Genomic DNA, 19,671 nt, shown 5'->3' with positions numbered 1-19,671 from the left:
TATTCACCCCTTCGAATGATCGATCAGGGCTGGTTGGCTTGTTATGTCCATAAGCCTTCCGGCATATAAATTTAAAACACAATGTACCGAAGAGTAAACCAGTTTTTAACGTATATAATAACCGGATGGATACTACTAACTATAGCGTTACCCGCGCAGGCGCAAACTCCTGCTACTATTAATTCGGTTCTTGAAGGTACTATAGTTGACGAAACAACGAATCTTCCTTTGGATGGGGCCAATATCAATATTGAAGGCACTACCAATCAAACGACAACCAATGAAAAAGGTCAATTTGTATTACGTACAGGCCAGAAATTTCCTTATAATATTATTATAACTTTTATAGGGTACGATAAGAAAATTGTGCTTGCTGGCGGATCGCCTGTATCGGTAAGGTTAAAGCCTGCCAGTAACGAGCTGGAAGATGTTGTAGTGGTGGGTTACGGTACACAGAAGAAAACAGATCTCACCGGTGCCGTTAGTTCTGTTTCGCAAACCGCAATCAGGCAGCCCCTGAGCTCTATTGACCAGGCACTAAAAGGTGCTTCGTCGGGTGTACAGGTTACGCAAACTTCCGGCCAGCCAGGTGGTGGTGTAAGTATTCGGATAAGAGGCGGATCGTCAGTGCAGGGCGGAAATGAGCCGCTGTATGTAATTGATGGTTTTCCTGTTTACAACAACAGTAATACTACCGGCGTAACAAGAGGTGCGAGCGTCAATCCACTGGCTGGTATTAACCCATCGGATATTGATCGTATTGATATACTTAAAGATGCAGCAGCAACAGCAATTTACGGATCGAGAGGAGCTAATGGTGTTGTTATTATCACCACTAAAAAAGGTAGTCCGAGAAAGGGGGCCATCAGCTATGAGGGATCATTCGGGATTCAGAATGTGCAAAAGAAAATAGATGTACTTAATGCAAAGGAGTTTGCGGTACTGAGAAATGAAGTGTTGTTTGACAGCCGGCCTGCAGGAGGGCAGTTTCAGTATCTGACCCAACAGCAAATTGATGCGTTAGGAGAAGGGACCAACTGGCAGAACGAGGCTTTTCAGCAGGCCCCTATGCAGAATCATCAGATCTCAGTTTCAGGTGGAAGTAATAATACCCAGTATTTCCTGTCTGGAAATTACAACTTTCAGGAAGGGATTTTGAAGCATACCGATTTTTCCAGAATTGCTATCCGCGCTAACGTTAATGCGAAGCCAATCAGTAAGCTTACTATCAGCGCCAATATTACCGCCAGTAAGGCAGATGCTAATGTTGCGCCACCTGGTATCATCGGGTCGTTATTAATTATGCCTCCTACCGCTACCATATATGAACCCAATGGAAGTTACACTTTACGAAATCCTTTTGAAAACATTTTTGCCAATCCCATTGCTGCGCTTAACGAAACGCAGAATAAGCTTTCCACTATCCGGTTCCTGGGAACGGGTTATGCAGAATATGAGGTCATAAAAGGGCTGAAGGCAAAAGTGCTTTTAGGAACAGATGTGAATAACGATAAAGAGAAATATTATATTCCTTCTACTATTTACGAAGGGGCTACTACCGGTGGGCAGGCCTCGTTAGGCAACGCTACTACCTACTCGTGGTTAAATGAAAATACACTTACCTATTCGAAGGAATTTGGTAAGAGTTCATTAACAGCCCTGGTTGGTTTTACACAACAGGAGTCGGCTAATGAAAGATTCACTGCAGGTAGCCAGGCATTTGTTACTGATGATCTTAGTTATAATAACCTGGAAAGCGGTTCTGTATTAATAAGACCTACTTCAAACACTTTTGATTGGGTATTACACTCATACCTGTCGCGTGTAAGTTATAGCTATGACGGTCTTTATTATCTTACGGCAAGTATACGGCGGGATGGTTCATCCAGGTTTGGCCGGAATAATAAATGGGGTAATTTCCCTTCCCTGTCTGCTGCCTGGAACATTAGTAATGAAAGTTTTTTTGAAAGACTGCAAAGTGCCATCAGCGATCTTAAGTTCAGGGCAAGCTTCGGAACAACTGGTAATCTTGAAATAGGACAGTACCAGTCGCTGGCAACGCTTTATACACTCAATTATCTTTTAGGGGGTAATATCATCAACGGGTTTGCTCCTCAACGGATCGCCAATGATAACCTGGGATGGGAAAAAACATACCAGTATAATGCGGGGCTGGATCTGGGGATCTGGCACAACAGGCTTAGCTTTTCTATTGATGCTTACTATAAAAAGACAACCGACCTGCTCCTGAATGTTGAGATACCCTGGACAACCGGTTATGCCAGTTCATTGCAGAACTTCGGGTCGGTTGAAAACAGGGGATTGGAATTAGGGCTGAAGAGTAAAAATATTGCCGGACATTTTGTTTGGAACAGTGACTTCAATATTTCTTTTAACCGTAACAGCGTAACTAAAATCGGCAATAATGCGCAATCATATGTGTCTGGTAATTACATCATACAGGTAGGCAAGCCATTGGGCACTTTTTATGGAACCGTAACTGATGGTATTCTTCAAACCGGGGAAGAAACCGAAAAAGGTAAGTTTACCGGTAATGCCACCCCCAAGGCCGGCGACCGTTTATATAAGGATATCAATGGAGACGGCACTTTTACAACAGCGGCCGATCGGGCTATAATTGGTAATGCTCAACCTGATTTTATTTTTGGATTTATTAATACTTTTTCCTGGAAGGGCTTCGATCTGTCCTTATTCCTGCAGGGAACTTATGGAAATAAAATTATCAATAGCAACCGGCAAACCCTGGAGATGTTTACCGGACAACAGAATGCATCTACCGCCGCGTTGCAAAGATGGACACCCCAAAATCCTTCTACAACCATGCCCCGTGCCAAGCTGGATCCCGCCCCCATTTTTTCTGACCGGTTTGTTGAAGATGGCTCCTTTCTGCGTGTGAAAGATATCACCTTAAGCTATGCACTTCCCGCTTCCCTGCTGGATCGGATCCGTATATCATCTGTAAGTTTTTATGTTACAGGACAAAACCTGCATACGTTTACGCGATACACCGGGTTTGATCCGGAAGTTACTTCCGGCAATAATGTTTCTCCCGGCACCGATTCAGGAATCTATCCATTAGCTAAAAGTGTAGTCGCCGGACTAAGAATAACTCTTTAATACTATTAAACCCAGGGGTGGCTGGAACACAGTTGTCCTATAAAAATATGATGATGAAACGTATATATCTGTTTTTGCTGCTATTGGTAAGCATGCAATGGGCCTGCTCTAAACTGGATGAAGTGCCGCAGTCATTTGTGGTTGCTGACCAGTTTTACAGAAATGAAGGAGAGGCAACGGCAGCTGTTACTGCCGTATATAGAAAATTGTACGAAAGCGGGCAGTCTATCTATAACAGCCTGTTTCAAATAGGAGTAGAAATGGCCACTGATGACTATGAGGCAGGACCCAGGGCCCGCAATGCCCATGTACGTGCTATTTCCGGCTTAACGCATGATGCATCTAACGATCGTATGCAGGAATTGTGGAGGCAAAGCTATAGTGCCATCAATGCGTCTAATGTGGCCATAGATAAAATAGGAGCTATGGATGCGGGCAGGATTAATGAAACGGTTCGCCAGCGACTAATTAATGAGGCTAAATTTTTACGTGCACTTCATTATTTTAATTTGGTGAGATGGTTTGGAGGTGTTCCCATTGTCATAAAAGAAACGCCCTCTTTATCAGAAGATGCATTGTATGTAGCCAAGGCTACAGAAGACGAAGTATATAATCAGATTATTGAAGACCTTAAAAACGCAGAGCAGCTTCCGGCCTGGAAGTCTTATGGGGCCGCAGATATTGGAAGGGCTACTTCGGGCGCTGCAAAAAGCCTTTTGGCAAAAGTATACCTTACTAAAAAAGACTGGCCCAATGCTGTTCAGAAAAGTAAAGAAGTGATTGACTCGGAAGGCTATGATCTTTTTCCCGAATTTGCCGATGTATTTTCAGTTGCTAAAAAGAATGGAATAGAGCACATTTTTTCGGCTCAGTTTTTAGGTAATGCCGGTTACCAGGGAAACAGCCTGGCCAGCAGGTCAGCCCCGGCTGATATACCGGGCATTAATGGAGATTACGCTGATGCCCTGCACTGGGAAGGTAATTTGTACCAAAGCTTTACAGCTAACGACGCCCGGCGCCAGGTGACTTTTGTAAGCCAGATGGTGAGCCCGGTTGATGGGAAATTGTATACCTTGACAAGGCCTCAGTTTCATAAGTATTATGATGAAGCCGTGGTAGGGAACCAGGGCCAGTCTTCAAAAAATTTGCCGATTATAAGATATGCCGAAGTTTTGCTTATATATGCGGAAGCGCTAAACGAGCAAAACGGGGCTCCCAATACCCAGGCCTATTGGGCCATTGACAAAGTAAGGGCACGTGCCCGGATCGCGACATTGCAGTCTGTCGCACCGTCTTTAAACCAGGCGCAATTCAGAGACTCTGTATTCCAGGAACGAAGAAAGGAACTGGTGTTTGAATACCAGCGCTGGTTTGATCTTTCCAGGCGCGGGGCAGAGTATTATGTAAGTACCCTAAAAGCTGCGGGTAAGACCCAGGCCGCGCCGCGCCATATTCATTTCCCCACACCGCAACGGGAGCTTGACTTGAATCCGAAGCTAAAACAACATCCGGATTGGATCAACTATTAATAACGATAAAATTACTATTATGGGTAGTTACTTAGATTCTTCAAAAAAAATAATACTTTACCTGTTCTGTGTTTTCTTTACCGTGAAAACATCGGCACAGCAGCCGGATACCGGCTTACTGGTGTCTCCGGCAAAGTATATTGATTTTTCAACTAATGCTGATACCTCCTTCATATTTGATGTTCGAACAAAAGAAGAATATAATAAAACGCATATCCGGGATGCGGTCTTAATAGATTCGGTATTGCCTGAAAAGGTTTTGAAGCTGTCTAAAAGCGGCAATGCCGTAATCCTGCTTTATTCCATTGCTAATGGGCGAAGTGTTCAGCTGGCCCGAAAGCTGAAAAGGGAAGGCTATGCCCGCGTGTACGCGCTGGATGGCGGTATCGCTTCATGGATATCCGCAGGGCTCCCGTTTTATTCGGGTGGTGAAGCCGCCAATGTTGCTTTATTTAAACAAAACCTCGCAACCGACTCTGTTGTAGTTGTAGACGTGGCTTCGGCCTATTGTCCGCCTTGTATCAAAGTCTCCCGCATTATCGATTCCTTTTCCACCAGGCATCCTGAATATAAGATCATTAAGCTTGATATAGACCGGGATGCCCCGCTGCTGGCACAATTAAAAATAGCAGAAGCATTGCCGGCTGTGGTTTTATATAAAAGTGGCAGGGAGTTGTGGAGAAATAAAAGAGGCGAAAACTGGTCGCTGCTACCTGACACATTTTTGAAATATCAAAGTAAAAAATAACGACAAACAACATCGAAATGAGAACATTTAAGTATTATCTGAAAAGAGGTATAGTATACTTTCTAACTGTTGGCTTTTACGTTACATCATTTGCGCAACAAAAGCCCAAACCCAATATTGTACTCATCCTGGTAGATGATCTGGGATTCTCCGATATTGAACCTTACGGAGGACTGGATCTGAAAACGCCTAACATCAGCAGGCTGGCGAAAGAAGGGACCATTTTTAAAGAGTTTTATAATAATTCAATTTGTGCACCAACCAGGGCCTCGTTGCTCACAGGGCAATACCCTCATAAAGCAGGAGTGGGTTACTTTAATGTAAACCTGGGCTTACCGGCTTACCAGGGTTTTTTGAATAAAGAATCTCTTACCCTCGCCGAAGTATTGCAGCAGGGAGGATACAGTACTATTTTATCGGGCAAGTGGCATGTGGGTGATGATAAAGATCAATGGCCGGCCCAGCGCGGGTTTGAACGTTCTTTTGGGTTTATAGGGGGCGCCAGCAACTATTATGAAATAAATGATTCAGTTAATGCCGATGTACAGTTATACCGTAATAACCAACCTTATTACCTGCCCAGGGATAAATATCTTACCGATGCGATTACTGATAATGCGTTAGGATTCCTGGATGAGCAGTCGGCAGAGAAAAAGCCGTTTTTCCTATACCTTGCTTTTAACGCGCCACACTGGCCTTTACAGGCTGTTCCCGCAGACATTGCGGCCTATAAAGATGTGTATAAGGATGGATGGGATAGCCTGCGCGTTCGCCGTTACAGGCAGGCGATTGCTAAAGGTGTGATGGATCGGGACCAGGCTTTGGCGGCACGTGATACTGTGCTGCAGCCATGGAATAAGCTTACCTATGACGAACAGCAATACTGGCAGTACCGGCAGGAAGTGTACGCTGCTATGATTGATCACGTAGATCAGAGTATTGGCAGACTGTTAGACAAGTTAAAAGAATTGAAAAAGGATCAGAACACTTTAATTGTTTTCTTATCTGATAACGGCGCCCAGGGCGGCAATAATTTAAGATTGTACACGCAACGTACCTCGGGTCCGGTGGGGTCTGCAGGCTCTTATGAGGTGCAAAACAGTAACTGGTCTCAAACAGGTAACTCGCCATTGCGCAATTATAAGGGTACGCCATACGAGGGTGGCATCAGCGCGCCTTTCATTGCCTGGTGGCCGGGTTCTGTTCGGGCAGATAAGATTGTTAAAGGTACCGGTCATTTAATTGATATCGGCCCAACCCTGTATGAAGTAGCCGGTGTAAAATATCCTGTTGCTTATCATGGTTTGAAGGTAAATGCATTGCCGGGACAGAGTTTAGTGCCGGTACTATCAGGTAAAGCAGATACCGTAAGCAGAAAGGATGCGATATACTGGGAGCGGGGAGGGAATCTTGCCGTACGGTGGGGAAAATGGAAGCTGGTTCAACTGGCCAATACTCCCCGGAAGTATGAGCTGTACGACCTGTCTGCCGATCGTGCCGAAAATAAGGATCTCTCGAAACTTCATCCAGCTGTAGTAGAGCGACTAAAACATTTATATAATGAATGGGCTTTGAAAAATGACGTTGTTGATTATTCCCGTTTACGGCCTCAAAGCAATTTAGGAGGTGGCGAAAGACGCCTGTAAATACTTTATTTCCATATCAAACACAAACAAATGAAAAAATACTTTTCAATTTTTATACTACTATCAATAACTGGCCAGCTGTTCGCGCAGCAAAAAGGAAGCCGCCCCAATATCGTTCTTATTGTTGCTGATGATCTCGGATACGCTGACCTGGGATCTTATGGCTCTGAAATTCAAACTCCTAATCTGGATAAGCTGGCATTTGAAGGAATACGTCTTCAGGAATTTTATAATAATTCCATCTGCGCACCAACCAGGGCTTCGCTGCTTACAGGTCAATACCAGCATAAAGCCGGAGTAGGCTATTTTTCTAATGACCTGGGATTGCCCGCCTACCAGGGGTATATCAATGACCAGTCTCTTACATTAGCCGAAGTATTAAAGGATAATGGCTATACAACTATCACTTCCGGTAAATGGCATGTGTCTGGCAAAGGCAAAAGTTTACCCTGGCAGCGGGGCTTTCAATATACTTATCCGAGAAATGAACAATCAGCTAATTCGGGAGCTCCGGGTGTAAGAGAGGTGAAAACAGATGCAGAAGGGTATCCGTTAGCCGAAAATTTTCAGACGAATCTGATCACCAGGAATGCGCTGAATTTCCTGGATACAGCAGCGCAGCAAAACAAACCATTCTTCCTTTATTTGGCTTATACAGCGCCCCACTGGCCATTAGTAGCATTGCAAAAAGACATTGAAAAGTACAAAGGGAAATATGCACAGGGCTGGGATGCATTACGTTTGCAGCGCTTTAAAAAGCAAAAGGAGTTGGGTATAGTGCCCGGAGACGCGCAGCTTTCAAAAAAGGATGAAGATATTTATGACTGGGATAAATTATCTTTCGATCAACGGCAACTGTGGGCTAAAAAAATGGAGGTTTTCGCTGCTATGGTAGATGAGCTGGATCAGGGTGTAGGAGAGGTGACGAAAAAACTGGATCAGTTGAAAAAGCTCGACAATACGATTATTATCTTCATTTCTGATAATGGCGCACCGGCAGAAGACCTGGTACGCTGGTATCATGGAGCTACAAAAAATACGAGAACAGTGGGTACTACAGGATCTAACGAATCTCAAAGTAAAAACTGGTCTTACCTGTCCAATACACCACTAAGAGGGTTTAAAGATTATTTGTTTGAAGGAGGAATTAATTCTCCGTTTATAGCCTGGTATCCGGGTAAAATCAAACAGGGGCGTATTGCCCGGGGAACAGGACATATCATCGACATTGCGCCAACCTTATACCAGCTTGCCGGGGCAAAGTACCCCAAACAATATAATAATGTCCAGTCCTTTGAGCTGCCGGGCGTCAGCCTGCTGCCGGTTTTATTCGACAACAAAAACGCAGCTGACCGAAACGAACCTCTTTTTTGGGAACGTGCGGGTAACAGAGCTGTAAGGTGGGGACAATGGAAACTGGTATCACACTGGCCCTCTTATACCTGGGAGCTATACGATCTTACAAAAGATAAGGCGGAATCGGAAAATGTTGCCAGGAACAATCACGAGATAGTTAGCCGGCTTTCTACTGCCTATTTTCAATGGGCAAAAAACAACGGTGTTGTAGACTTTGCACAGCTTGAGGATAAGGAGCCGCCCTCCATGAAAGAATTCCGCAAGAGCAAGGTTCAGGAACCTGTAGGAAGAGGCGGATTCTTTTAGTGTTTAGGGATAAATATATTTAATAATAAACCGACATCAATTTTATTGACATGCGTCCAGCTGATTTGTGGAGACACAAACCTCAGCATAGTCGCGGTCAGTGTTTCAGATAAGTACATTTAATTGGTCGGGGTCTGCTTTTTGAGCAGGCCCTTTCTTATGAAGCTGGCTTGATTACTGGACGCCGCTTCTTTTGATTTTTCTTTCTGCCCCGCCATACCAGAAAACCGGTAATGGGCATGCTGGTGGCTATTAAGCTGGCGAAGAAAGCCAGTAGTTTACCAGGTAAACCCAACACAGCGCCTACATGTATATCATAATTCATACGCGCTATTTTATCAGATAGCGGAGCTGATGCAAATGTACCTGCATACACACCATGAGTTGGTAGCTCCTTCCCGGTATACTGGTCATAGTGATAAAAATCTGCATTGAAATAGCTGTCCAGGTTGTGATTGACATAGCCTTCCAGCGCATCAGCATGATCGTGGGGAAATACAATACCTACTTTGTTGTCACTCTTCTTTTGCTTCATCAAATCCAGCCAAACGGTGTTGACCATCTTCTGTTTGTCTACCGATCCTGCGAGTGTGCTGTCAGAAAGAGGGTGTACATGTTCGGGCATGGTTTTGCCGCCTGAAGTAACAAAGTATACCGATTTGGAAAACCATTCAAACCCCATCACCAGGCCGGTTATAGCCAGGAATATTGCAACCCAGGTCATATAAAAGCCCAGTACATTATGGACATCGTAATTTTTCCGGCGCCATTTGGTGGTAGGCTTCCATTTAAACCGGAAACGCTGATTGGCTGCTGCTTTATTTTTGGGCCACCAGAGTATGATACCGGTGATCATCATGATCAGAAAAATGAGCGTTGCAACAGATATGATCATCCGGCCCGTTTGCCCCAGCCAAAGTTCGTAGTGCCCCATAGTGATAACCCTGAAGAAATCGCTGCTCATATCTTTTACCTTTTGCACGCAGCCGGTGTAGGGGTTTACGAATATCTGGTAATAAACCTTCTCGTCGTAATAATAAGCCAGTGCTGCATCTTTGGTGCCCAGGTATTCGATGGATACAGTTTCTTTGCCGTCCAGGTATTTATCTACAGAGTCTTTTAATACAGTGGGAGGGAGATAAGAATTGCCCGGCCGATCGATAAAGCGGTAGGCCTGCGTAGCATGACTGATCTCTCTTTCAAAAGCGAGGATGCAGCCGGTAATGCCGAGCCATACAACTACAATGCCTGAGGCAAGACCCAGCCACAAGTGTAGCTTTCCAATAGTTTTCTTAAACGTCATATAGTTTCCTTAAACAAGACTGAGGCTGTCCGGCGGTAGACAGCCTCAATTACAATGATTGATATTAATTACACCTGTCTGCTCCCGTCATTCTGAAGATTGCCTCTTCAAATTTAAACGTATTAACCGGATGGTTAAAAAGAATAGGTAATCGACAGTCTTACATTTCTTGGAGGCTCTGCCTGGTAATAATAAGCTTCAGCAGATGTGCTCCAGTCTCCGGGCACGGTAGGGCTGGCCGAGTAAGAACCAGAGAACAGGTATTTATCCAGTATGTTGAACACATTTAGTGTTACTTTGTATTTATTCCTTGAATAAAAAATACCTCCATCCACTTTGAAATAATCAGGCAGCTGCTGACCTTCGGTAGACCAGCCTGTATAACGATCGATTAAAGAAGTAAAACCTCCGTTAATACCCAGGCCTTGTAAACCTCCTTTTTGAATTTCATAAGATAACCATGCATTTGTAGTGTGCTTTGCATAGCCGGGAAGCAGCTGTCCTTCCGTGTAACCCACGGCTCCCTCGGAAACTTTGGTAACCTCTGCATCTGTAAAGGCGTAGTTGGCAATAGCCGTAAACCCGGGAACAATGGTGCCCCTGGCATCAAATTCAACCCCTCTGGCTACCTTCTCACCTAAAACCATGCTGTAGCCCTGGCTGGGGGAACTGTGTACCGGATCGCCGGTTAATTCGTTTTGTTTTAAGATGCGATATACCGATAAGGTGGTTGACCATCTGTCCTCAAACCAATTCTTTTTTAAACCTAGCTCCCAATTATTTCCGGTGATGGGTTTTATCTTTCCACCATTAAACAGTCGTCCCGCCTGTGGCGTAAAGGCCTGGTCGTACAATGCATAAGCCGAAAATGATTTATTGATGGAGTAGCTTAAGCCCACTCTTGGCGTGAAGCGTTTTGCCTTAGAGTATTCAACATCCACGCCATATACCTGGCTTACATCTGTGTAGCGGCCTGCAAGTGTTAAGCGAAGTTTTTCCTCGAAGAATGCAATTTCATCCTGCACATAAATGCTTGAGTATCGCTGCTTTTGAATACCTCCTGCCGCAACGGCCCGTTCTTCAATCGGCTGGGTACGGTCAAAAACAGGATAGCCATTTACCGGGGTGCCGTAAGTGGGATTATAAGGATCGAACAGGGCACCAATGGTATCCAGGTCATGGCTTTGTCCCCAGTCGGCATAATAGTTCTTATTGGCTGCATCGATACCGGCCAAAACGCGATGTCTTATAGAGCCGGTGTTGAATGTGCCGTTTAAAAATACCTGGCCCATGGCCATGGTACTTTTTGCATCCCATATACCTATATTTCTGATCAGGCTGTCACCGGAAGGCGCCAGGTAAGAAGGCCATGAGCTCATTCCTTTTTGATCATAACCAAAATAAGAGCCTTGTGCCGTGAGTTTCCAGTTGTCTGAAAAGTTATGTTCAAATGTGAGGTAGCCACTATGATCATTAATTTTTGTTGGTGGAAGTCCTGGATTGGTATAAGTAAAATGCGCAGGAAAAGTGCCGTAGCCCTTCCTGGAAAAAACATAATAGGAGCCTACTTCTGTCATACGGGCAAACTGGCCGTTATATTCAAGTGTCAGTTTTGATTTGTCATCAAGCTGGTAAGAAATGACAGGCGCTATTACGAAGCGGTTATTGTATTCGTAGTCACGCTGAGAGCCCCTGTTCTGAGCCGCTACATTCAACCGGTATAATAATTTTTTGTCTTTACTCAGCGCTCCGTCCAGGTCGAGGCTTCCTCTGTACAAATCAAAGCTTCCCAAAGTAAAGTTAACTTCACCTTTGGTTGCTCCAGTAGGTTTTTTGGTGACCACATTATACAAGCCACTCGGATCTCCGTTGGCTAGCATAAAGCCGGCAGGGCCTTTTACAAATTCGATCCTGTCTACAAAACTCATGTCTTCGGTTAATGGACCCCAGTAGGAAGCTACTACGTTCATGCCATTTCTAAATGCCTGGATCTGAGAACCTCTTGAAACGATATTGGTATACAGGTCTCCCCAATGTTCCGAACGCGCAGTACCGCTTACATTGCGGATCAATCCGTCGCTCATGCTGATGATTTGCTGGTCAGCCAATACTTTGGAGGTTACTACCTGTACATTTTGCGACAACTCTATCAGCGGGGTTTGCACACGTAATGAGTTGGACGCAGTATTAACGTTGATGCCGTTTTTATGTCCAACAACAACAACTTCATTCAGGTTGGTAGCACTGATGCTCAGCTGTAAATCTATTTGGCTGGTTTGTCCTGCTGTAACAGTCACTTGTCTTTCTGTATCATCGTGACCTATCAGTGAAATACGAACAGTGTAGTTACCCGGCGCCAGTTTATTAAAACTGAAATATCCCGATTCATTAGTAATCGTGGACTGCCGTTTACCGGTTAACTCTACGGTAACTCCCTGCGCCTCATTATTATCGCTGGTGGTTATTTTTCCCGTGATTTTGCCCGTGCCTTGTTGGGCCAGGGCTGCGGTGACGCTTATAAGCAACAAGGCTATTACTCCTAAAAATGATTTAATCGCTGTCATAATAAAAATTTCGACCGCGAAGCTAAAAGGCCTGTGGAGGAATTGTTTTCGAGATACGGAATTTTTTTACAGAAAGCGGAAGATTTTTGGATAGTAGGTTTGCCACGGAAGGTATTGCTATTGAAACTGACTGGTTTAACAATAAAAAGGGACATAACGTTTTTTGTTTATCCCCGGATGTTCGGTTGAGCTATGTAGCCGGGAGTGCCCGGCAAAATAATAAGTTGCTACATGCCTAAAAAGAATAGTGCTTGTAGTTTACTGTGTTTTCGCCAATTCGGGAGGATTGGCATGATGGTAGAAACCCGAAGGAGTGATATTGCCAATCGAACAAAATGATGGAGCTGGTGCTGTCATCCGCCAGCCATTAAATGTTTATTTCTATTTACCACAGCATCTCTTTATGGTAAGCTGATGGGCGGCCCCACCACCGAAAGATCTGTTGCTGCTTCCTCCTTAAAAATGCCTTTGGCGATATTTTGAAAATAATGTTCCATTTGAGCCGTTCCCGGAACATGCATAGCGATGAGTGTGCCCGGATTATTTTCAATGGGGTTGGCAAAGGTATGTGGTGTTCCCCTGGGTATAAATGCTGCGTCGCCGGCTTTGGCTGTAAACACTTCTTCGCCAATCTGGATTAGGAATTCTCCTGAAACCACGAAGAATATTTCTTCCTGGTCCTTGTGAATATGCAGCGGTGGCCCGCCTTTCTGTTTGAGTGAGGCAGGCATGGTAGTGCCCATTAACACCTGGCTACCCGCATCGCTGTTGGCAATCACACAGCGCAGTAAATCATTGTTCATCACTTTTTGTTCGCTACCAAAACGACTTTCATTGGCGCGGATAAAAAACCCTTTTGCCATGGTTTTGGGCTTTGCAGCTACATCATTACCCAAAGCGGGTAGTGCCATCGCAGGTAAGGATAGGGTGGTAGCTGTCAGAAAATTTCTTCTTTTCATTTTTTATATTTAAGGGTGTATTAATCAATCAATACAGGTTTGGTGTGATCGAACACATTAACCAATACCGATTGGCTTTCCGACACAGCCCTAATGGTAAAATTCTCCTCCCATCCGGCATTGGTGAGATCCATCGGTTTTAATGTCCAGAGGCCTCTTTTATCGGTAGTGAGATTAAACACGCTGTTCATTTTGGGGAGCAGGTTGCACCACTACCATCACTGTTCCCGGGTTATTTTCAATCGGATTCGTTATCGTGTGCAGGGGTCTTTTGGGGATAAAAACGGTATCGCCGGTTGTAACAGGAATGTCTTTACCCTCTATATGTACAATAAATTCACCGGATACGATGTAGATGATTTCATCCTCTTATTGGTGTACATGTGGTGGCGGCCCTCCCTTCATTTTAAAGAGATGGGGTGTGGATGTTTGAATGAATAGATTCCCTTCTGTATCGGTGGAGGATATTTTGCAATGTAAAAAAGCTTCTTTGGGCGTTGTTTGCCGGCCATTGAAGCGGCTTTCAGTGGTTTTTACTATAAATCCTTTTTTAGCGGCATTGCCCACACTGGGTTTCTTTTGATTAACATCTGATGGATGAGCAAAAGACAGAGCCGGTAGTGCCAGCAATGCAGTAGTCAAAAAATTTTTTCTTTTCATTTTTTTAATTTTGAATAGCGGTATCATACCGACAGAGATGATGAATGTTTAGTATGCCTGATGAGAAACCACGAAATATGTTAGCCTGTCTATATCTGTTAAAACTATTGCATAAATGCCAGCACAGCAATAGCTTAAATAGGTGATAGGGGGTTGGTAATTCATTAGTTTTATCAGCTATAAGGGTTATGCTGTTGCATTACCTTCTGCTTTTTGCATCGTTTGTTGCTACTGTTATCACTATTGTTAAACCCGGCCATGCGCTTACAAAGGCATGAACCGGGCAAATGGCAACAGCTATGGCGTTAGCTCTGTAAATCCTTTATATAATGACCAGTTTTTGGCATTAGCTGCGCTGATGGATGCGGAAGTTGGTGTAGCATTTCCTTCACCTGCTGAAGAGACCAAAATCATTGCGAAACCTCCCGTGGTGCTCAAAGGCAGGCTGTTAATCAAATTAACCATCTCCGCACTATTTATTTTGTTTTCGTAGCAATTGAGCGTGTTTAGTAATGTGTTTTTGGAAACATCCAAAGCCGTAAGTTGGTTATCATTACAATCCAAGCTAGTTAAGGCTGTATTTTTAGATACATCCAAAGCAACTATTAGGTTGTTGGTACAATTTAACTTAGTTATTTTGCCGTAAAATGAAAGGGTTTTTGATGTCGTTAGTGTATATTCTGCATAGCTGCCAAACGTATTAATCTTTTCACCTGCATCCTGCTGCTCATTATTGTTTAGGTCTATCCATACCCGTGAACGGTCTGCCAGTTCTGCATTCACGGAAATTCTAACCTTATCGCCCAAGGCTTTTGAAGTAGCCAGTATTATTCTAGGTAAGCCTGTTTCTGCACTACCGCCTTTAGGCAGCGTGTAGGTACTACCGCCATAAGTAATAACAATAGCCGTATCTGTTTCCGTGATGCTAAAGCCGGGTACACCTGCTGGTCCCGCAGGGCCTTGTGGACCTGTTTGGCCGGGTTGTCCCTGTTGCCCGGTAGCGCCTGTAGCAGCAATAGGGTTGCCGTTAGCATCTTTTATCACGCTCCAGGTATTGCCGCTATCATAGCTTACCATCCACTGGTTGCTGGTGGCATTTACCATTAAAAGCGGTGTTGTTCCATTGGCGCCGTTAGTGCCATTCGTTCCGTTGGCCTTTATTTTCTGGCCGTTTTGTAATAGCCAGTCCCCACCGATGGTCCAGTAATAATTGCCATCTGCATCCTGCTTCAAACCAATCACCGGCGCATTAATACCGTCTTTACCATTAGTGCCGTTGGTGCCATTAATACCATCCTTGCCATTGTTGAGATTTATTTTGCTGCCATCGCTCATGGTAAGCTCGTAGCCGGTGGCAGTAGCCGTATAGCTTACCACGCTTATTTTGGCCTGTAGCGCGGTGGCAATGGTTTTTAAAGATGCGATATCCGTGTTCAATGTTTTAGCGGCGTCTTCCAGCCTGGTTACACGACTTTTAAGATCGTTCACTTCGTTTCTCAGCGCATCAATATCTTTTTTCTGGCAGGCGCTTAGCACTAGTAATACCAGCAATGTGAGTAGTGTTTTTGATTTCATAATTTTTATTTTTATCAGCCCTGCGGGCTGCAGTAAAGTGTAAGCAAGGGCATTTACAATGGTCCCCAATACCCTTGCTATTATAATACCTGTACCTTGTTTATACAAACTACTTCTTTAAGGGTTGAGCAACCAGTAATAGCTATTGAGCAATTTCCATTTTTTTGCTTTAGCCGTATTTAGTGCGGTTGATGTCGGCATGGTATTTTGGTCTGGGATGCCGCCGCTTCCGCCAGGAAGGTAGCCGATAATGAAAGCTTCTCTGCTCAAGGTTTCCGAATTGGGTAAGCTATTAATCAATGCTGTCATGTTCGCGTCTTTTATCTGGTTATAGTAGCATGAAAAAATAGTCAATGCGGTATTTGTTGAGACATTGAGTGTAGTGAGTTCGTTGTAGCTGCAGTCTAAATTAGTTAATGCGGTGTTTGTAGAAAGATCGAGTGCGGTGAGATTGTTATAGCTGCACTTTAAATCCGTTAATGCAGAGTTTTTAGATACATCGAGTGTCGTGAGACTATTAACATTACAATACAAGGTTTTTAATGCAATGTTTTTAGATACATCAAGTTGGCTAACGGACGCATATGCTAGACCCAATTTTGTTACATTTCCATAAATCGTCATGGTGTTAGTAACGCCGACGGTGATTTCATTAGCGTTTGTAATGCCAAAACCAAAATTATTTATTTTTTCCCCGGCATCCTGTTTTTTATCATTATTCAAATCTATCCACACATCAGCGCGGTCTTCCAGTGCAGCGTCTATGTATAAGCTGAATGTTCCTCCGGCGGCTCTTTCGGTGGCAAATATTATTTTGTTTATTGTGCCCGTACCCGTACTACCCCCTTTAGGCAGTGTATAAGTACTTCCGCCGTAAGTAATAATAATGGCTGTATCTGTTTCTGTAATATTAAAGCCTGCTACGCCTGCTGGTCCGGCAGGGCCTTGTGGTCCTGTTTGGCCGGGTTGTCCCTGTTGCCCTGTAGCCGCAATAGGATTGCCATTGCCATCCTTTATCACACTCCAGGTGTTGCCATTGTCATAGCTTACCATCCATTGGTTGCTGGTGGCATTTACCATTAACAGGGGTGTGGTTCCATTGGCTCCATTAGTGCCGTTTGCACCATTATTACCGGTTACTCTTATTTTTTGCCCGTTTTGTAATAGCCAGTCGCTGCCGATGGTCCAGTAGTATTGCCCGTCAGTATCCTGTTTTACGCCAATGCGGGGGGCATCAGCGCCGTTGGTACCATTAGTGCCGTTGGTGCCATTAAGCCCGTTTTTAAGCTCAATGGTAGTGCCGTTGCTCATGGTAAGCAGGTAGCCCGTGCTGGTAGCGGTATAGCTGCTTACGCTTACTTTGTTTTGAAGGGCAGTGGTAATCGCCTGCAGGCTTTTAATATCGGTGTTAATGGCAGTAATGGTATTTTGTAGTTGGGCAATCAGGTCTTTCTGTTTGCTGAGTTCACTTCGTAGTTCCCTGATGTCTTTTTTTTGACAGGAAGCAAAAGCCCATAACAGAAAGGAGAAGAAGATGATTTTTTTCATGAGTATTGTTTTTCTGAGTTTGAAGTTTATTAAAAAGCTAAGACACGGTATTAGCTACAGTTGAAGAATTTTATTTGGGGTTGTTTACAACCAGAAACTAAAGCAGCAGGCTGTCTGTGAAAAAAACAAATCGACCAATTGAATTTTGAATTGCTAAACAGCCGGAAGTACCGATCCGTATTTGATACTTATAAGCTAAGGTATACCGGCTATTTATGCGGGTATAAGACTATTTAGCCGGCAGCAACATTTTGAGGGCGAATGGAAGATTTATTGAGTAATATAAAACACTTCGCTGTTTCGCACTGTATAGAATTTAGCAGGTCCAAGAACCGTTGCCTAAATAAATCCTTCCATTGACATAAAGAAAATGACGTTCAGTAAGTCGGTTGCTATGTTTTTTATAAAAGGGGTAGATTTGTTTTAGATACAGCATCATTGAAAAACCTGCTAATTGTCATATTGCTTTGGTACAGCGCCTGTTGCTATGCAACGCCTCATTCATCCTTGGTGGCAGAATGCAGCGTTATACGCATTGATAAAAATTTTGAAGAGGCCGATCTTGCTGCATATTGTTTTATTTATACTGATAGCGCCTGTACAAATTTTTTTAATGGTCCGGCGCGAAAAATTACGGAATTGGACCAAAAGGCATTATTGAAAATGCGAAGTACCGGCTATATTAAATTTTACATACAGCTTTGTATTGAAAATGTTTCCGGTGTACCGGTAAAACTGTTTTTATATAGTGATGTAAGGCCGTGGCTGCGGGTTTGGGATGCACAAAATGCAGGACTTCAAATTGGAGAAGCAGGATTTTTTTCCTATGCTCACAGCGGATTCACTCCTGAATATGGCGTCCCGCTTCTTTTAGCTGCAAATGAAAAAAGGCTATTCTTAGTTGAAACGGCTGACCTGTATAAATTACAAAGCGCCCTACGGCCACTTTTATTCTCAGCAGAGAAATACGCTGCTATGGTGTTGGATAAAGAAAAAGAGAAAAAGCCGGCTTTTGTCATCCAGCTATTACTTTTGGGAGGCATATTTATTTTAAGCGTTTTTATGTTTGCGCAATTTCTGGTGCACAAAGACAGATCCTATCTTTTCTATGCTTTATATGGTTTCTTTCTTTTTTTATATATAGAGCGTTCAATTGAAATGAACAATAATGCGAGGATCATTTCACAGCTAATTCCCACTTATTTTCATACCAGCGTAGGTTATTATACGCTGCTCGTGGGCATTTGCTATAATCTTTTTATAACCTCTTTTATCAACATTAGCAGGCAAACAATCAGGTGGTGGATCATAAACGGCTTATTATGGGTACAGATGATATCGTTACTGATAAGTCTTTTAATAAATATCTTTTCACCACGTTTGTTTTTTGCGATACCTTTTGGAATGTGGGTGACTTTTCTTCCTTTTATCGCCATTATTATTATTAATGTTTTTTTGCTTCCTTTATGGAACCGGCAAAAGCAAAGCCGCTACATTATTATTGGTTCTTTATTTATAATTGCGGGAGGTCTTTTACAGGTTTATTTTAATAATTATGCAGATAATTTTGTCTCTTTTAAGTTTGCACCGGTTACCTATCTGGAAATGGGCGCGCTTGGCGAACTCTTTTTCTTTGCATTGGGATTGGGCTATAAAAGAAAAATGCTGGAGAAAGAAAAAAAGGATGTAGAACTAAAAAAAATGTTGTCGGAACTTCAGATGTTACGTAGCCAGATGAATCCACACTTTATATTCAACTGTCTGAATTCTATCGAGCTTTACACGGCGCAAAATAATGCAGAGGCCGCCGGCCACTATTTGTCCCGCTTTTCGAGGTTAGTGAGGATGGTACTCGACAATTCAAAAAATGAGTGGATTACTTTGAAGTCAGAATTCGAAATGCTCCGGCTTTATCTCGAATTGGAACAGATGCGGTTTAAGAACAAGCTGCAATACAAAATAAACATAGATGGTAATGTAGATGCGCATTACATAGAAATACCACCTATGCTGATACAACCCTTTGTTGAAAATGCTATCTGGCACGGGTTGATGCATAAGCCGGAGGGTGGAAATATTATTATTGAAGCAGTTACCCATAACAACCAGCTATCGGTTAAAATAACTGATAACGGCATAGGAAGAGCAAGAGCTTCCGAACTAAAACGAAATGCTGCTGTAAAAAACAAATCCTACGGCATGGACATTACGCAACAACGTGTAGATATTGTCAATACGCTTTATCATGCCAATGTAACCGTTGCTATCAAGGATCTTTTTTCAGGCAACGAACCGGCGGGAACCGAGGTGATATTATCAATGCCACTAAATTAAAATAG

At 43.5% G+C, this 19,671-nt stretch carries 14 protein-coding genes; 6 read left to right on the top strand and 8 right to left on the bottom strand.

Annotation, left to right across the window (positions count from 1 at the left end; translation table 11 throughout):
- The first annotated feature begins 81 nt into the window (after positions 1-81).
- From ACLOAU_RS25045 to ACLOAU_RS25025, 5 genes are read left to right on the top strand one after another with little or no spacing between them, the layout of a single operon-like run.
- Positions 82-3,138 (top strand): SusC/RagA family TonB-linked outer membrane protein, encoded by a 3,057-nt coding sequence (locus ACLOAU_RS25045; RefSeq protein ID WP_427864650.1) that lies wholly within the window; start codon positions 82-84, stop codon positions 3,136-3,138.
- 53 nt (positions 3,139-3,191) lie between these two features.
- Complete coding sequence (locus ACLOAU_RS25040) at positions 3,192-4,667, top strand: RagB/SusD family nutrient uptake outer membrane protein (RefSeq protein WP_427864649.1); 1,476 nt, start codon at positions 3,192-3,194, stop codon at positions 4,665-4,667.
- Positions 4,668-4,686: 19 nt separating this feature from the next.
- Complete coding sequence (locus ACLOAU_RS25035) at positions 4,687-5,415, top strand: rhodanese-like domain-containing protein (protein ID WP_427864648.1); 729 nt, start codon at positions 4,687-4,689, stop codon at positions 5,413-5,415.
- A gap of 17 nt (positions 5,416-5,432) precedes the next feature.
- Positions 5,433-7,061 carry an arylsulfatase gene (locus ACLOAU_RS25030; RefSeq protein ID WP_427864647.1) on the top strand — a complete coding sequence of 543 codons (1,629 nt, stop codon included), beginning with the start codon at positions 5,433-5,435 and terminating at the stop codon, positions 7,059-7,061.
- 30 nt (positions 7,062-7,091) lie between these two features.
- The gene (locus tag ACLOAU_RS25025; protein WP_427864646.1) at positions 7,092-8,723 is read left to right on the top strand and encodes an arylsulfatase; all 1,632 of its coding nucleotides are present in this window, start codon (positions 7,092-7,094) and stop codon (positions 8,721-8,723) included.
- Positions 8,724-8,880: 157 nt separating this feature from the next.
- On the opposite strand, the gene ACLOAU_RS25020 is transcribed toward ACLOAU_RS25025, so the two are convergent.
- The 8 genes from ACLOAU_RS25020 to ACLOAU_RS24985 form a co-directional block, all read right to left on the bottom strand.
- Complete coding sequence (locus ACLOAU_RS25020; protein WP_427864645.1) at positions 8,881-10,026, bottom strand: PepSY-associated TM helix domain-containing protein; 1,146 nt, start codon at positions 10,024-10,026, stop codon at positions 8,881-8,883.
- Between the two features lie 134 nt (positions 10,027-10,160).
- Positions 10,161-12,590 (bottom strand): TonB-dependent siderophore receptor, encoded by a 2,430-nt coding sequence (locus ACLOAU_RS25015; RefSeq protein WP_427864644.1) that lies wholly within the window; start codon positions 12,588-12,590, stop codon positions 10,161-10,163.
- A 401-nt stretch (positions 12,591-12,991) separates the two neighbouring features.
- Entirely contained in the window at positions 12,992-13,549 is a 558-nt protein-coding gene (locus ACLOAU_RS25010; protein ID WP_427864643.1) for a cupin domain-containing protein, read from the bottom strand.
- Between the two features lie 20 nt (positions 13,550-13,569).
- Positions 13,570-13,740 carry a hypothetical protein gene (locus ACLOAU_RS25005; RefSeq protein WP_427864642.1) on the bottom strand — a complete coding sequence of 57 codons (171 nt, stop codon included), beginning with the start codon at positions 13,738-13,740 and terminating at the stop codon, positions 13,570-13,572.
- The gene (locus ACLOAU_RS25000) at positions 13,724-13,906 is read right to left on the bottom strand and encodes a cupin domain-containing protein (RefSeq protein WP_427864901.1); all 183 of its coding nucleotides are present in this window, start codon (positions 13,904-13,906) and stop codon (positions 13,724-13,726) included. The genes ACLOAU_RS25005 and ACLOAU_RS25000 overlap by 17 nt, the downstream gene beginning before the upstream one ends.
- A 12-nt stretch (positions 13,907-13,918) precedes the next feature.
- Positions 13,919-14,209 carry a hypothetical protein gene (locus ACLOAU_RS24995; RefSeq protein WP_427864641.1) on the bottom strand — a complete coding sequence of 97 codons (291 nt, stop codon included), beginning with the start codon at positions 14,207-14,209 and terminating at the stop codon, positions 13,919-13,921.
- Positions 14,210-14,506: 297 nt separating this feature from the next.
- Complete coding sequence (locus tag ACLOAU_RS24990) at positions 14,507-15,784, bottom strand: PL29 family lyase N-terminal domain-containing protein (protein ID WP_427864640.1); 1,278 nt, start codon at positions 15,782-15,784, stop codon at positions 14,507-14,509.
- Positions 15,785-15,901: 117 nt separating this feature from the next.
- Complete coding sequence (locus ACLOAU_RS24985) at positions 15,902-17,332, bottom strand: PL29 family lyase N-terminal domain-containing protein (protein ID WP_427864639.1); 1,431 nt, start codon at positions 17,330-17,332, stop codon at positions 15,902-15,904.
- Positions 17,333-17,971: 639 nt separating this feature from the next.
- Between ACLOAU_RS24985 and ACLOAU_RS24980 the strand changes: the two genes are divergently transcribed.
- The gene (locus ACLOAU_RS24980) at positions 17,972-19,666 is read left to right on the top strand and encodes a sensor histidine kinase (RefSeq protein WP_427864638.1); all 1,695 of its coding nucleotides are present in this window, start codon (positions 17,972-17,974) and stop codon (positions 19,664-19,666) included.
- Positions 19,667-19,671: the final 5 nt, after the last annotated feature.

It is taken from the genome of Paraniabella aurantiaca, assembly GCF_050309965.1.
Taxonomy (GTDB): Bacteria; Bacteroidota; Bacteroidia; order Chitinophagales; family Chitinophagaceae; genus Niabella.
The sequence above is the reverse complement of the archived record's forward strand: the minus strand, read 5'-3'. Positions and strand labels throughout refer to the sequence as shown.

Coding starts and splice junctions, on each gene's coding strand:
- ACLOAU_RS25045 (WP_427864650.1), top strand. CDS start 82: ATGTACCGAAGAGTAAACCAGTTTTTAACGTATATAATAACCGGATGG.
- ACLOAU_RS25040 (WP_427864649.1), top strand. CDS start 3,192: ATGAAACGTATATATCTGTTTTTGCTGCTATTGGTAAGCATGCAATGG.
- ACLOAU_RS25035 (WP_427864648.1), top strand. CDS start 4,687: ATGGGTAGTTACTTAGATTCTTCAAAAAAAATAATACTTTACCTGTTC.
- ACLOAU_RS25030 (WP_427864647.1), top strand. CDS start 5,433: ATGAGAACATTTAAGTATTATCTGAAAAGAGGTATAGTATACTTTCTA.
- ACLOAU_RS25025 (WP_427864646.1), top strand. CDS start 7,092: ATGAAAAAATACTTTTCAATTTTTATACTACTATCAATAACTGGCCAG.
- ACLOAU_RS25020 (WP_427864645.1), bottom strand. CDS start 10,026: ATGACGTTTAAGAAAACTATTGGAAAGCTACACTTGTGGCTGGGTCTT.
- ACLOAU_RS25015 (WP_427864644.1), bottom strand. CDS start 12,590: ATGACAGCGATTAAATCATTTTTAGGAGTAATAGCCTTGTTGCTTATA.
- ACLOAU_RS25010 (WP_427864643.1), bottom strand. CDS start 13,549: ATGAAAAGAAGAAATTTTCTGACAGCTACCACCCTATCCTTACCTGCG.
- ACLOAU_RS25005 (WP_427864642.1), bottom strand. CDS start 13,740: ATGAACAGCGTGTTTAATCTCACTACCGATAAAAGAGGCCTCTGGACA.
- ACLOAU_RS24995 (WP_427864641.1), bottom strand. CDS start 14,209: ATGAAAAGAAAAAATTTTTTGACTACTGCATTGCTGGCACTACCGGCT.
- ACLOAU_RS24990 (WP_427864640.1), bottom strand. CDS start 15,784: ATGAAATCAAAAACACTACTCACATTGCTGGTATTACTAGTGCTAAGC.
- ACLOAU_RS24985 (WP_427864639.1), bottom strand. CDS start 17,332: ATGAAAAAAATCATCTTCTTCTCCTTTCTGTTATGGGCTTTTGCTTCC.